Source organism: Gottfriedia sp. OAE603, assembly GCF_040543965.1.
Classification (GTDB): Bacteria; Bacillota; Bacilli; order Bacillales; family Bacillaceae_G; genus Gottfriedia; species Gottfriedia solisilvae.
Map to the genome: position 1 here is coordinate 194172 of NZ_JBEUNN010000001.1, position 15387 is coordinate 209558.

General features: G+C 34.8%; 11 protein-coding genes, 2 pseudogenes and 1 other annotated feature. Of the genes and pseudogenes, 11 read left to right on the forward strand and 2 right to left on the reverse strand.

Features of this window, described 5'->3' with window-relative positions; genetic code table 11:
* Positions 1 to 4 precede the first annotated feature (4 nt).
* The 7 genes and pseudogenes from nuoL (at position 5) to spoIID (ending at position 8676) form a co-directional block, all read left to right on the forward strand.
* Positions 5 to 1861, forward strand: a complete 1857-nt coding sequence (gene nuoL / locus ABID96_RS00905; protein ID WP_192603566.1) for an NADH-quinone oxidoreductase subunit L — start codon at positions 5 to 7, stop codon at positions 1859 to 1861.
* Positions 1861 to 3369, forward strand: coding sequence for a complex I subunit 4 family protein (locus tag ABID96_RS00910; RefSeq protein ID WP_192603696.1), 1509 nt, complete (start codon positions 1861 to 1863; stop codon positions 3367 to 3369). Before nuoL ends, ABID96_RS00910 begins: the two co-directional genes overlap by 1 nt.
* Before the next feature lie 3 nt (positions 3370 to 3372).
* Positions 3373 to 4870: pseudogene (gene nuoN, locus ABID96_RS00915) on the forward strand (NADH-quinone oxidoreductase subunit NuoN).
* A 79-nt stretch (positions 4871 to 4949) separates the two neighbouring features.
* A complete protein-coding gene (locus ABID96_RS00920; RefSeq protein WP_192603564.1) occupies positions 4950 to 5186 on the forward strand; it encodes a DUF1146 family protein in 237 nt (78 codons plus the stop codon).
* An 80-nt stretch (positions 5187 to 5266) separates the two neighbouring features.
* Entirely contained in the window at positions 5267 to 5986 is a 720-nt protein-coding gene (locus ABID96_RS00925; protein WP_192603563.1) for a YwmB family TATA-box binding protein, read from the forward strand.
* Positions 5987 to 6018: 32 nt separating this feature from the next.
* A complete protein-coding gene (murA, locus tag ABID96_RS00930) occupies positions 6019 to 7323 on the forward strand; it encodes a UDP-N-acetylglucosamine 1-carboxyvinyltransferase (RefSeq protein WP_192603562.1) in 1305 nt (434 codons plus the stop codon).
* A 320-nt stretch (positions 7324 to 7643) separates the two neighbouring features.
* Positions 7644 to 8676 (forward strand): annotated as a pseudogene (spoIID, locus tag ABID96_RS00935) (stage II sporulation protein D).
* A 447-nt stretch (positions 8677 to 9123) separates the two neighbouring features.
* Here spoIID and ABID96_RS00940 read toward each other — a convergent pair.
* Complete coding sequence (locus tag ABID96_RS00940) at positions 9124 to 9342, reverse strand: hypothetical protein (RefSeq protein ID WP_377896522.1); 219 nt, start codon at positions 9340 to 9342, stop codon at positions 9124 to 9126.
* A complete protein-coding gene (locus ABID96_RS00945; RefSeq protein WP_377896524.1) occupies positions 9323 to 10744 on the reverse strand; it encodes a peptide ABC transporter substrate-binding protein in 1422 nt (473 codons plus the stop codon). Before ABID96_RS00945 ends, ABID96_RS00940 begins: the two co-directional genes overlap by 20 nt.
* 46 nt (positions 10745 to 10790) lie before the next feature.
* Positions 10791 to 11090, reverse strand: a binding site (T-box leader).
* A 333-nt stretch (positions 11091 to 11423) separates the two neighbouring features.
* Here ABID96_RS00945 and spoIIQ point away from each other — a divergent pair.
* The 4 genes from spoIIQ (at position 11424) to galU (ending at position 15374) form a co-directional block, all read left to right on the forward strand.
* Positions 11424 to 12221, forward strand: coding sequence for a stage II sporulation protein SpoIIQ (spoIIQ, locus tag ABID96_RS00950; RefSeq protein ID WP_192603559.1), 798 nt, complete (start codon positions 11424 to 11426; stop codon positions 12219 to 12221).
* A gap of 291 nt (positions 12222 to 12512) precedes the next feature.
* Positions 12513 to 12782, forward strand: coding sequence for a sporulation transcriptional regulator SpoIIID (gene spoIIID / locus ABID96_RS00955; RefSeq protein WP_088001342.1), 270 nt, complete (start codon positions 12513 to 12515; stop codon positions 12780 to 12782).
* Positions 12783 to 12939: 157 nt separating this feature from the next.
* Entirely contained in the window at positions 12940 to 13941 is a 1002-nt protein-coding gene (gene mreB, locus ABID96_RS00960; protein WP_088001340.1) for a rod shape-determining protein, read from the forward strand.
* A 536-nt stretch (positions 13942 to 14477) separates the two neighbouring features.
* Positions 14478 to 15374 carry a UTP--glucose-1-phosphate uridylyltransferase GalU gene (gene galU / locus ABID96_RS00965; RefSeq protein ID WP_192603558.1) on the forward strand — a complete coding sequence of 299 codons (897 nt, stop codon included), beginning with the start codon at positions 14478 to 14480 and terminating at the stop codon, positions 15372 to 15374.
* Positions 15375 to 15387: the final 13 nt, after the last annotated feature.

A 15387-nucleotide genomic window follows, 5' to 3' on the forward strand; every position in this document is an offset into this window, starting at 1 on the left:
TTTGATGATGCAGTATGCTTGGCTAGTTCCGGTACTTCCTCTAATTTCTTTTCTAATCCTTATATTAGCAGGTACAAAAGGTAAGAAAAGTAGTGGGATATTAGGGGCAGCTTTAACAGGAATCTCATTCATCATCTCCTTGTTCGTCTTATTTGACCGTCTACAAGGGGAAACAGTACAAGAATTATATACTTGGTTAACTATTGGTAATATTGAAGTACATGTGGGATATGTAGTCAATGCACTGAATGCATTAATGTTAGTAATCGTAACGTTTGTCAGTACATTAGTTCATATCTATTCCACAGCATATATGGAAGACGATGATCGTATAACTGTATTCTTTGCCTACCTTGGGTTATTTACATTTGCGATGTTAGCACTTGTCATATCACCTAGTATTCTACAACTTTATATTTTCTGGGAATTAGTAGGATTAGGATCATTCTTACTAGTAGGTTTCTACTTTTATAAAGAAGAAGCGAAGGCAGCAGCAAAAAAAGCGTTCATTATGACTAGAATAGGGGACGTTGGCTTATTCATTGGGATGGTACTTTTATTCTGGAAAACAAAGAGCTTTGATTTTGAACAAATCTTTAAAGTAATCCAAGAAGGACAAGTAAGTACAGGAATGTTGACACTAATTGCCATATTAATCTTTATTGGGGCAATGGGTAAATCTGGTCAATTCCCACTTCACACTTGGCTACCGGATGCAATGGAAGGTCCTACACCAGTTTCAGCTTTAATTCACGCAGCAACAATGGTAGCTGCAGGGGTTTACTTAGTTGCAACTTCTTATCCAATATTTATTGCAAGTGAAACAGCTTTAACTGTTGTGGCAGTTGTTGGTGGATTTACAGCAATATTTGCAGCAAGTATCGGTTTAGTTCAAAGAGATATAAAACGAGTATTAGCTTATTCTACTGTAAGTCAATTAGGATATATGATGCTTGCACTTGGAGTAGGTGGTTATACAGCAAGTATTTTCCACTTAACAACGCATGCTTTCTTCAAAGCATTATTGTTCTTAGCAGCAGGAAGTGTAATCCATGCTGTTCATACACAAGACATTTTTAAAATGGGTGGACTACGTCAGAAAATGAAATGGACGTCTACTTTATTCTTAATCGGTACATTAGCGATTACAGGTGTTCCTTTACTATCAGGCTTCTTTAGTAAAGATGAAATTTTAGCTGCGGCTTGGTCGAATGGACATTATGTATTATTCATGATTGCACTAACAGCAGCATTTTTCACATCATTTTATATGTTCCGTTTATTTTTCTTAGTTTTCACTGGGGAAGAAAAAACAAAAGGTGCCCACGAGTCGCCAATGTCAATGGTTATTCCAATGTCATTATTAGGTGTACTTGCAATATTTGCAGGGTATATTAATACACCATTCTTTGGCCGATATTTAAATGAGTTTTTACTTGAGGATGTACCATTTACAATAACAGAGCATAGTCATGAACCAATTTGGATTATGATTGTTGCAACGTTAGTATCACTTGCAGGTATTACGCTTGCTTATTCAATGTACGGTAGCAAAGCAAAGAAATCAGATCAAGAAGAAAACGGGTTATTCTATGAAATTCTTCTTAACAAATACTATGTTGATGAGCTATATAACGTAACGATTGTAAAAGGAATGTTTGCAATTGGTCATGTGATGTATGCGATTGAACGATTTGTCATTGAGGGAATTGCGACTGTCGTAAAAGGAATTGTGAGTACAGTTGGTAGTATCGGTTCTCGACTTCAAAGTGGCCAAGTCCAAACATATGGATTCATTACATTGTTAGGTCTAGCTCTTATTTTATTAACATTAGTTGTGACAGGGGGGTACAACTTATGATGAGTTCTCAATTTTTATTATGGGTTGTTTTCTCACCTCTATTAGGTTTACTACTTGTAACGTTTGCGCCAAAGACTTCTTACAAGCTTTGGGCGCTTGCAACAGCGGTTCTAACGTTTGTATTAACAGCAATCACATATATTGCTGGACAAAATCATTCTAATTTACAAGATTGGAATATTTCATACGAATGGTTTTCATTTGGGAAATTCTTTGCAGAGTCAACTAGATTATTTGAAGTTAAATTTGAACTTGGTGTAGATGGATTATCATTAGTAATGATCTTACTTACAGGTGTCATCTCACTAATCTCTGTCATCGCAGGTTATTCAATTAATAAAGGTTCAAGAAGCTTTTATCAATTGTTATTTATCCTACAAGTGGGTATGTATGGCGTATTTGCTTCTCAAAATTTAGTATTATTCTTCTTATTTTTTGAATTAACGCTTGTACCAATGTTCTTCTTAATCGGAAGATGGGGCCGTTTTGACAGCGAGCGAGCTGGTTACCAATTTTTAATCTACAACGGATTAGGATCAGCATTCTTATTATTCGTTATCGCTGTATTATTCGCTCGAACAGGCACTACAAATTATGCTGATTTAGCTAATATCATACCGGTTGGTTACGATACAATTAGCCCAATATCAGAAAACCTAAAAATGGGACTGCTGGTTTGTTTATTAATTGCTTTTGCAATCAAATTACCATTATTCCCGTTCCATCGTTGGATGGTGAATGTGCATACACAGGCAAATCCTGCTGTTGTTATTATTCACGCAGGTATCCTATTAAAAATCGGAACGTATGGTTTAATTCGTTTTGCATTAGGAATTTTCCCAGACCAATTTGATAAAATGTCAGTAGCTCTTGCAATTATAGGTGTCGTAAATTTACTTTATGGAGCTTATATTGCATTAACTCAAAAAGATTTGCGTTCAGTATTAGCATATTCAAGTTTTTCACATATGGGGATTGTCATTATCGGATTAGCAGCAATGAATAGTGCTGGAATTCAAGGGGCAATTTTCCAATCTGTTTCACACGGTTTAATAGCGGCACTTCTATTCTTACTTGTTGGTATGTTAGAAAATCGTGGAGATACAACTAGTTTTGATAAAATTAGCGGATTGGCTAAATCGACGCCAAGATTGGCAGGATTATTGTTATTCGGTGGTATGGCTTCACTAGGATTACCTGGTTTATCAGGCTTTGTTGGAGAATGGCTATCGTTTGTAGGGTTATTCCAAAGTCATAAGATTATTGCAGCTGTAGGTACTTTAGGAATTATTTTAACAGCGGCTTATATTTTAAGAGCAATTCTTGCACTAAGCTTTGGAAAAAATAGTGAATTCGTTTCATCATTTACTGATTTATCAAAACGTGAAACAATCGCGTCGGTAATTTTAGTCATTGCGATTATAGGGCTTGGAGTATATCCTGCTCTTGTAAATGACATGATTTTATCATCAGTGGACTTTATCATTCAAGGGATTAGAGGTGTATAGAAGATGACATGGAAAGCATTATCTGAATTTCAATGGGAATCAATGGGTCCAGAGATCATTCTAATAGCTGCCGCACTTCTTCTATTAGTTCTTGAACTGGTATTGCCTAAAAATGTAAGTCGTAAAGTAATCGGTTGGGTAGGATTAATTAGTGTTGTAGCAGCATTTGTATGGCTAATCACACTATATAATCATGAACCAGTCAATTTATTATTTGGCACATTCAAACTTGATTCATTTTCACTTGTTTTTAAAACAATTTTATTAATTGGTGCAATTTTAGTATTATTACTAGCTTTAGGAGATCATACAATCTCTGAGCAGTCAGAATACTACACATTATTTATTACTGCATTAATTGGAACTATGTATATGGCTTCAAGCAGTGATTTAATCACGTTGTTTGTTGGATTAGAGCTTCTTTCAATTTCTTCTTATATTTTAGTAGGAATTCAAAAAAGAACGAGAAGGATCTTCAGAGGCTGCACTTAAATATGTAATCAACGGTGGTATTTCAACTGCTATTACATTATTCGGCTTAAGCTATACTTATGGCCTAACTGGTACGACAAACATCACAGAGATGAATCTAGCCCTTTCTCAGGGGGTAGCTAGTAGTAATGAGTTTTTATTAATCATTGCATTCGTATTAGTATTTGTTGGCTTGTCATTCAAATTAGCATCTGTACCGTTCCATATGTGGGCACCAGATGTTTATGAAGGAGCACCAACACCTGTAACAGCATTTTTAGCAACAGTTTCAAAAACTGGCGGTTTTATCATTGTGCTACGTATTTTCTTATCAATTTTCGCAGGCGCATTACTGATGGAAGAGCAAAAATCAGTATTTGAACTAATGCAGCCTTTTGTTGGCGTATTAGCTGCACTTTCGATGATTATTGGAAATACGATTGCTTTAAAACAAGATAATTTAAAACGTATGCTAGCATACTCAGGTATCGCGCATGGCGGTTATATACTTGTTGCATTTTTAAGTATTTCACCATTTATGTTTGAAAGTATTTGGTTCTACTTATTGGCCTATACATTCATGACAATGGGGATTTTAACAATCGTATATAATGTACAACAGCAAAGAGGTTCTGACTCGCTTACAGCCTTTGCGGGACTTGTTAAAACAAATCCTTATCTAGCTATTGCAATGACAATTTTTGTTTTGTCATTAGCGGGAATACCGTTAACTTCAGGTTTCATCGGAAAATTAAATATCTTTATGGGGGCTTTTGTTCCAGTTAAAGGATTTTACGTACTTGGTGGAATTTTACTATTAACGACAGTGATCTCTTATTTTTACTACTTTGGCATTTTACAAAATGTGTTCTTCAGAAGTGGAGAAGAACGTCCAGTTGTTCTGCCAAAAACGCATATCCTTGTTGTAATCATTTGTGTTATCATGACTGTTGCACTTGGAATCAAACCATCTTTAGCTTATGATGTATTCCATCAGTTTGAAATTGTAAAAGATTTCTTTCAAGCTTAAAATGAATGTAATATGGATGAAAGTGTAGGGTACCTCCTACACTTTTTCTTTTTAGTTTATCGAAAAAGGAGGCAAAATGATGAAAACATTACTTGGCACAGAAGCTTTATTAGCTATTATTGTCAATTTAATATTCATTATTTTAACTTGGTGGGCATTAACAGCAATTAAGTGGGAAAGTATTATGAAAAAAGGACATGTTCCCCAAATTCGACTATTTATGGTCCTCTTAACAATCACAATTTCTTCATCTGTAAGTAGTTTTTTCTTAAATTATTTACAGTATGCAAAAGACCTCACATTTTTGTTGAAATAATTTGTCAGAAGTTGTGTTACGATACATCGTATAAACCCCTCTCTACCTGTGAAAAATGAAAGTAGGAGAGGGGATTTTTTATGAAAAAAATATTCTATTTATTATTAATCACAATTAGTGTTGCATCAGTAATGTTCTTTAATATAAATAAAATCGGTATGGCAGAGTCGGGAGTAGGCCAATTAAATCGTTTTGCAGATGTATTAAATAAAAAAGACATTTCTATTACAAGTTGGAATTTATATGCAAGAGAAGCTAAAATAAATACTTCGGCAACTGAAGTAATGAAGAAGTATAAAAATAATTTTAAAAATTTAAAATGGTCTATAGATAAAGAAAAAAATAAAATAATTGGTGTATCCAATCATACTTTTGTCACAGAAAGACTTGTCGTTACATCTACTAGTGACAATAGTAGTTATGTTATTTATGAATTAACTGGGACTAAATGGGACCAACGAACTGAAAAAGAAACCAAAAATCTAATTGATCAATCACTGGAAAATATTTTTAACGAAGAACCTACTTTTTTTACTTGTATTAAAGGGACAATGGGTGGTAAACTTGAAGGTGTTTTGCAGGGTATAAAAAATGATTTTTTGGAGACGTTTAAAGCAACAAAAATTGAAGAAATAAAAGAAGGGGCATTCGTCTCTGTCTCAGCATATACTGAACAGTGGAATGACGCTCTGGTTGCAAATGGCAAAAAAATTAATTTACAAATTGCAATTCGTGAAAACAATGTTGATGAATCAAAAACAATTATTATTGGAACACCGATTATAACAGTAGAATATTGATAGATCTATTTTAGGACACGGAGGGGAAAAGCTTGGATAAAATCATTGTCCGTGGCGGGAAACAGCTTCAAGGCACTGTACGTGTAGAAGGTGCAAAAAATGCTGTCTTACCAGTTCTTGCTGCAGCGCTACTAGCTAGTGAAGGAAAAAATATAATTCATGACGTACCAACTCTATCTGATGTTTACACGATTAACGAAGTTCTTCGTAATTTAAATACAGAAGTTGAGTTCACAAACAATACAGTAACAGTTGATGCTTCAAAAGATTTACATGTTGAAGCACCATTTGAATATGTTCGTAAAATGCGAGCATCTATTCTTGTAATGGGACCACTATTAGCGAGGAACGGTCATGCTCGTGTGGCATTACCTGGTGGTTGCGCAATCGGTTCTAGACCAATTGAACAACATTTAAAGGGATTTGAGGCAATGGGTGCTCAAATTACGGTTGGAAATGGTTTTGTTGAAGCAAAATCTAATGGCCGTTTAAAAGGAGCTAAAATCTATTTAGATTTCCCAAGTGTTGGTGCAACTGAAAATATTATGTCTGCAGCTTCTTTAGCTGAAGGTACAACAGTAATTGAAAATGCTGCAAAAGAACCAGAAATCGTTGATCTTGCTAACTTTATCAACTCAATGGGTGGAAAAGTTCGTGGTGCAGGTACAGGTACAATTCGTATTGAAGGAGTACCAACATTATTTGGTACAACTCATCATATTATTCCAGACCGTGTAGAAGCGGGAACATTTATGGTTGCAGCTGCTATTACAAATGGTAATGTTTTAATTGAAAATGCAGTTCCAGAACATTTAAGCTCAGTTGTAGCGAAAATGCGTGAAATGGGTGTTACAATTATCGAGGAAGAAGAAGGTCTTCGAGTGATTGGAACGGATAATTTAAAACCTGTAGACATAAAAACAATGCCTCACCCAGGCTTCCCAACAGATATGCAATCTCAAATGATGGCACTTCTATTAAGAGCTAATGGAACAGGCATGATCACTGAAACAGTATTTGAAAATCGTTTCATGCACGTTGAAGAATTCAGACGCATGAATGCAAACATAAAAATTGAAGGTCGTTCTACAATTATCCATGGACCAAACAATCTACAAGGAGCAGAAGTAGCTGCAACTGATTTACGTGCTGCTGCATCATTAATCCTTGCTGGACTTGTAGTTGACGGCTATACTCGTGTAACAGAATTAAAACACTTAGATCGTGGATATGTAAACTTCCATGAAAAGCTTGCTGCACTTGGAGCGGACATTGAACGTGTAAACGAACCAAGCACAGCAATTGAAGAAGAAACACTGAAGGACTTACAAGCGTAAAACTAAAAAACAATGATGAAATGCCTGGCACTATGTGTTTCCCCACATGGAGTCGGGCATTTTTTATTACATGCGAATGGAATAATGGCGAAAAAGAATGTAGTTATTTGCATGTAAACTTTAATCAACTTTCTACTATACAGTTATAGGCAAAAATCCTATAAAATATTCTAAAAATAATGAAAAAGAATAATATTTACATACTAACAACTTGCGAAAATTGTTCTAAATGCTTGTCCATCTTCATAAATTAGCTCTAGAACGGCAATTAGATGTAAATTGCCAGGGAATGCTTTTTGGAAATGGATAGGAGGAAAAAGATGAAATCATTTAAAACATTAATTACTGCAGGATTAACAACATGCTCAGTCGTAATTATTTTACCAACATTGCTAGTTCTTCCGTTTCATAGCCAGACGGATGGTAAATTAACAGATCAATTACAGTACAATGCGAATCAAGTGGAGGCAGCTAGTAAAAATAAAAATGAACTAGTAGAGATAGCGGTTTATCGAACTAAAACGAAAAAAGTTGAAAAGCTTCCAATTGAAGAATATGTTTTAGGGGTTGTAGCATCAGAAATGCCTGCTATATTTGAGCCTGAAGCATTAAAGGCGCAGAGCTTAAGTGCAAGGACATTTATCGTTAAACGATTAGAAGAGGGTACTGAATTAGATGAAGGTGGGATTGTAAATGATACAGTCCAATTCCAAGTATTCCAGGATCGCGACGATTTAAAAAAGAAGTATGGAGCGGATTATGATTGGAAAATAAAGAAGCTTGAGGATGCTGTAAAAGCTACAGAAGGTCAAATATTAACATACGATGGACAACCTATCACAGCATCATTCTTCTCCTCAAGTAATGGTTATACGGAGAATTCCGAAGAATACTGGAAGAATAGTCTACCATACTTAAAAAGTGTTGCTAGTCCATGGGATTCTGTAGCACCAAATTATATAGCCAAAAAGTCGTTTTCTGTAAAAGAGTTCGAATCAAAACTAGGAATTAAGTCTTACCTCTAAATCTAGTGTTGGAAAAGTCATCTCTAGAACAAAAAGTAATAGAGTAGAACAAGTAGCATTTGGTAAGACCATACTAACAGGAAAAGAAATTCGAGAAAAATTAGAGCTGCGATCAACAGACTTTTCATGGGAAAGAAAAGATGACCAAATCATCATCACAACAAAGGGATATGGTCATGGGGTTGGAATGAGCCAGTACGGTGCAAATGAAATGGCAAAACAAGGAAAGCTATATGATGAAATTGTAAAGTACTATTATAAAGATATATCTATTACATCGTTAAACAAAAAAGACTTTGCAGAACTAAGTGAAGCAGCAAAGAAATAACAGAGTAGATAATTGCGGTATGGAATGTATTTTATTTAGATCGTAATCAGACTCCTGTTTGTATTTTGGGGCGGTTAATTGTTGATTTTAGCTAAATCCCATTAAGTGCATGAAAAGTAAATAACTAGTTCGAGAGTAATTGGAATGGAAGGTGCGAAGACTCCTATGAGAGATGCGGGAAACTTGAGACCCCTTAGGCCAAGTAAGGTAGGCATGCTAAAACCACGACGTCCTGTCGTAACACATGCATGATCCACATCGTGTGGACCCGAGGCTCAGGGTCTCGCCCCATGGAAAGCGAAGTACCTGGAATGGAAATCAGCATCTTTTTTTAACAGAGCATTTGTTTTAAAAGTTTGATTACTCCCAATAACAGAGCCAAAACAAAAAAACAGACCACCATAGGTCTGTTTTTTTGTTAGGCAAGTCATTGATGATATAACTTCATTACTGCTTATTTGCATATTTGTAATAGAAATAACCAACAAAAGGTCGTACTTTAATTCCTGTGACTGATTCCTTTTGAAGGTATACATAGCCGGCTTGATAGATTGGTTCGATGACTGCATCATTTAATAAGATGTCTTCAGCTTTATGAAGCAATTCAAGGCGTTCTGTTTCATTCTGAATGCTAACTGTATTCGCCTTAAGTAATACAGTCGTCATATTGTTTATTACTGTAATTTAGTACGTTTAAAGCCGATTTAGACGTAAATAGTTCTAAATAAGTTGTTGGGTCAGGATAATCTGCTCCCCATGTATCTAAAGATAAATCATAATCGCCTTGTTGGCGTAATTCAAACTTTTGTTGAGCGGGCTGTACAATAATATCAACAGTTAGCCCTTGTAAATTCGTTTCTAGTTGAGACTTAATGTACTCACCTATTTTACGAGACGTATTACTATCATTAACTAATAATGAAAGTGAAACATTAGATTTTCCACTTTCTGAAAGAGCTTCTTTAAAAAGTGATTTCGCTTTTGATAGTTCAATTGATGATGAATGTTTTGTAGAACTGACAAAATCATTTCCTTTTGAATCCTTTACAAGTCCTTTCGGTATAATTCGATCAGTAGGGATTGAGCCATCGTTTAATAACACATTACTAATATCTTCTTTATTGAATGCATTTGAAATTGCTGTTCGTACCTTAGTATTAGCTAATAATGGATTTTGTTGATTAAAGCTTATATAAGAAATAATTGGCATTGCTAATTTTTGTAATTCACTATTGTCTTTAAAGCGATCAATTACACTTGAATCAATAATTGCTTGATCAAGCTCGCCAGTTTCATATAAATTTACCGCAGTTGTTGTTTCTTTCATGACCTTAACTTCAATCTCATTTACCTTTACATTCTTTTTATCATAGTATTGATTATTTTTTTTCATTGAAAATCCAGAACCATGATCCCAACTATTAACAACATAAGGTCCATTATATAAAGTTGTGTTCGCCTCTAAACCGTATTTATTGCCTTGTGCTTTAACGAATTTTTCGTTTAAAGGGAAATACATAGGTAAACTTGTTAATTGGATAAAATACGGAATCGCACGCTCTAATTTTATTTCAAGTGTTTGATCATCTAAGGCAGTCACACCAAGTTTTTCCACAGGAAGCTTTCCTTGATTAATTTCTTGGGCGTTTTCAATATCATATAAGTCGTAAGCAAATTGTGCTTTTGTTTTTGGATCAATTGCTCTTTTCATTGCAAAAACAAAATCTTGAGCAGTTACTTTTTCGCCATTTGAATATTTGGCATCTCTTAATGTAAATGTATAAACCTTGCCATCCTCACTTACTTTATGAGATTTAGCGGCTGCAGGTACATACTCACCTTTATCATTAGGCATATATAGACCTTCCATGACACTATTTAATGCATTTAATGAAGGGCCATCTAAAGCAAGTGAGCTATCAAGACTTACGATATCGGAAGTATCCATTAATCGTAGCGTCTGATCTTTAGATGTATTTTGAACTTGAGTTCCTTTGTTGCTACATGCTGTTAATGTCAGCGAAAGTAATATTGTGAAAGTAATAAAGCTCTTTTTATTGAATAACATGTGTAATCTCTCCTTTTTTGGACACAAAAAAGAGTCCTCGCCTTATAAAAAGGACGAGGACTCCCGTGGTGCCACCTTAATTTAGTCTAATACCGATTAGACTCACTTTGCAGTATCAAAACAAATGGATCTGAACTACTTGTGACATACAAAAAGCAGTATCGAAACATAAGTTTGAATACCTGTCTCTTTTATCGGTGAGACGTCCGCCAAAGCCTACTGCACAGTTTGTGGTTCGGTTTGGCTGCTCAGAAGCCCATTCAAAAATATGTCCGTACTGACTCGCACCAACCGTCAGCTCTCTGAAACATTCATATAGTCTACTCTTCTTCATCATTGCAGAAATATATTATAAATAGAATTTAGAAGTTAAATTTATCGATCTAGCCATTTTTAAAATGTCTAACAAGCTTGTAGTGTGATTATATTTTGAATAAAAATAAAATGCAAGAAAAATATTCTTCCATTTTCATATTTACATAAATATAGTTATCCACAAAAGTTGTGTATAACTAGTATGAATCTGTGTATAACTAGGCAACAATTGTTAATATTTAACGGTTATATTGTGGATTAGATGGTAGTATTTTGAAAAATAAGAATTTTGTCGAATTAAAATTTTCTAAATTGCGTATATAATTTCTGGAATCTGTTGACAATGATTGCAGAGGTGATAAGGATGAGAGAGGAACAAAACAAAAAAACTTCTCAAAAAGTTGTGAAAATGTTAAGAAAGCGTTGGGTAGTACCAGCAATTTATTTAGTGAGTGCAGCAGTCATTTTAACAGGTGCGTTATGGTATCAGTATAGTAATGCTCCTACTCCAACAAAACAAACTGGAACAGCAATTGACACAAATGAGCCAGATGCAGTACCAGTAACAAAAACAGAAGAAAAACTATCATATCCTGTTGCAAAGGATACGACAGTTCAAGTGAAGAGTCATTTTTATGATGATTCAGCTTCAAAGGATCAACAACAACAATCTTTAATTCTAGTGGATGGTTCAACTTACGCAATCAACACAGGAATGGATTTAGTTGATAAGAGTGGTAAGGAATTTGGTGTAACAGCTGCATTAAGTGGTACAGTAACAAAAGCACAAAAAGATGCTGAATTAGGTTATGTGGTTGAAGTAGATAATGGAAATGGTTTAGTTTCTTACTACCAAAGCTTAAAATCAATCAGTGTTGAAGAAGGTTCTAAAGTAACACAAGGACAAGCTTTAGGTGTTGCTGGAACATCATTAATCGGTAAAGAAAATGGCATTCATGTTCATTTTGAATTACGTAAAGATGGTGTAGCAATTAACCCTGAGAAATATCAAGGTCAAGATGTATCTGCAATTATCAATGCTGAAAATACAAAAAGTGAAGCAAAAGATTCAGATACAATGAATACATCTGGAAACGTTTCTGATACAGAATCAGATGAAGAAAACTCTGGTTCTACAGACGAGAATACTGACTCAAACTAAATTAAAGAATGATTTATAAGCAATTCACAAAGTGCCCAACACAGGGGATTCAGATCCCATATGTGTTGGGCGCTTGTTTTTTTCTGACAATTGTGCATAGTTATAAGTCTTTGCTAATACAATGTTATAAACCCATCAAAGAGGTGTTTGAGGTGAGGGATCGTGGATTTTCTACCTAGTCAAAATAAATGTACCTCAGCAGGTCAGTCAGAGCAGGAAAAAGAGCAGCTTAGTCAGTCAAAACGAGTCTCATTTCACGCTTCTCACATCCAATTCGAGGAGGAGAGTAGTGTGCACGATTACATCAAAGAGAGAACAATCAAGATAGGGAAATATATCGTGGAGACGAAGAAAACAGTACGTGTAATTGCAAAAGAATTTGGTGTGTCAAAAAGTACAGTACACAAAGATTTAACAGAACGCCTTCCGGAAATTAATCCAGATTTGGCAAATGAGGTAAAAGAAATATTAGATTATCACAAATCAATTCGTCATTTACGCGGTGGAGAAGCAACAAAGCAAAAGTATCAAAAAGAAGACGTTGAAAAGGTTATAAAATAGGGATTGGCGAGCCTTGAAAACAAAATTAGAAATATTTAACCTCCTGTTCACAATAAATTAATTACTAAAAGCAGTCTTTTATGGTAAAATTATATTTTGGTATAACACGTATTCGGAACTGCTCATGAGTATAGTGAATAAGGAGGAGCCAAAAAGAATGTTTTCTAAGGATATCGGGATAGATCTTGGTACAGCCAATGTCTTAATACATGTAAAAGGTAAAGGAATCGTTTTAAACGAGCCTTCTGTAGTTGCAATTGAACGTAATAGCGGAAAAGTGTTAGCAGTAGGTGAAGAAGCAAGCCGCATGGTAGGTCGTACACCTGGTAATATTGTTGCAATTCGTCCGTTAAAAGACGGTGTTATTGCTGACTTTGATATTACAGAAGCAATGCTACGTTATTTTATTAATAAATTAGATGTAAAAGGGTTTATGTCAAAACCGCGTATTTTGATTTGTTGTCCGACAAACATTACGTCTGTTGAACAAAAAGCGATTCGTGAAGCTGCTGAAAAAAGCGGTGGGAAACAAGTTTATTTAGAAGAAGAACCAAAAGTTGCGGCAATTGGAGCTGGAATGGATATATTCCAACCAAGCGGTAACATGGTAATTGATATTGGCGGTGGGACAACCGATATTGCTGTATTGTCTATGGGAGATATCGTCACCGCCTCTTCAATTAAAATGGCAGGGGACAAGTTTGATATGGAGATTTTAAACTATATTAAACGTGAGTATAAACTGCTAATTGGTGAGCGTACTGCTGAACAAATTAAAATTGAAGTAGGAACAGTTTTCCCAGGTGCACGAAATGAATCAATTGATATTCGTGGACGTGATATGGTAACTGGTCTACCTCGTACAATTACTGTGTATTCTGATGAAATTCAACGTGCTTTAAGTGAACCAGTTTACTTAATTGTACAAGCTGCAAAAACTGTTTTAGAACGTACACCACCAGAGTTATCTGCTGATATTATTGATCGTGGAGTTATCTTAACAGGTGGTGGAGCACTTCTTCATGGTATTGATACATTACTAGCTGAAGAATTAAAAGTTCCAGTTTTTATTGCTGAAGATCCAATGCAATGTGTAGCGGTAGGTACTGGTATCATGCTTGAAAACATCGATAAAATTCCTAGTCGTTATTTAAAATAATATATTCTAAAATCTCGGGCCTATGCTCGAGATTTTTTTTGAGAAATAATCCACGACCATAATCTCCCTCATATAAAATTCCTTTTCTAGTTGTTATAAAGAAATGACTTTATCCATTACAAGTTTATTATTATTAATTATATTTAGATTTTATTGATAAGAAACGCGCGAATCAAATCGGAAAAGCTATTCTTAAAAAGAAATTAATTGAAGACTACTACGTTTATTAATTAATATACAGTCTGAATCATACCGATTATCTTTTAAAAATCTCAAGCAATTTTGCTTGAGATTTTTTTATTTGAATTGTAATTCCTATGTTTGAGTTTTGTAAAAAATAGATGAACTTGAAGGTAGTTAAATATCAAATAAAGAAGGGATATATGTAAAGTTTTTCTGAGTTAGAAATTGTAAAGTTTGGTTGAATGATCTGTAAATTAGTGATGTTGTGGGTAACGAGTTCATAAATTTAAGTACCAAATACAACTCGAGGATTGAACTGTGGTAAAACATACTTTATTGGGGAGCGAACGTAAATGAAGGTAAGAAAGGCAATTATTCCTGCTGCTGGACTAGGAACACGATTTTTACCTGCAACTAAAGCGATGCCAAAGGAAATGTTACCAATTGTGAATAAACCAACCATTCAATATATTGTTGAGGAGGCAGTCAAATCAGGAATCGAAGAAATCTTAATCGTTACCGGTAAGGGTAAACGTGCAATAGAGGATCATTTCGATTATGCATTTGAGTTAGAGCACCGGTTATTACAAAATAAAAAATATGATTTATTGGAACAAGTTGAACATACTTCCTCAATGGCAGATTTGTATTATTTACGTCAAAAAGAACCAAAGGGTTTAGGGCATGCCATTTTATGTGCCAAAAACTTCGTAGGAGATGAGCCGTTCGCAGTGTTACTTGGTGATGATGTAACAACAGGGAGGGTCCCATGTACATATCAGTTGATCCAGCAATATGAAAAGGTAAATTCACCTGTCATCGGTGTAAAGCAAGTACCAAAAAAAGATATCAGTCGTTACGGCATGGTTGAGAGTTTTGAAGATTTAGGTAATCTATACAAAATAAATCATTTGATTGAAAAACCACCTGTTGGTACAACCACTTCAAGTTTAGCAATTATGGGAAGATATGTTTTAACAGCAGATATCTTTAATGTACTGGAAGAAACAGCTTATGGAGTGAATGGTGAATTGCAGCTTACCGATGCTTTAGTTGGATTAAATAAATTTAACCATATTTACGCTTACGAATTCGAGGGTGAGCGTTACGACGTTGGTGAGCCTTTAGGGTTAATCAAAACATCAATTAAGTTTGCGATGGAAAGTCATGAATTTAAAAACGACTTAATTCAATATCTTGAAGAAGTAGTAAGTCAAAACAGGAATCAAAAAACAGTTCAAATTGATTAATGATATAGGATGG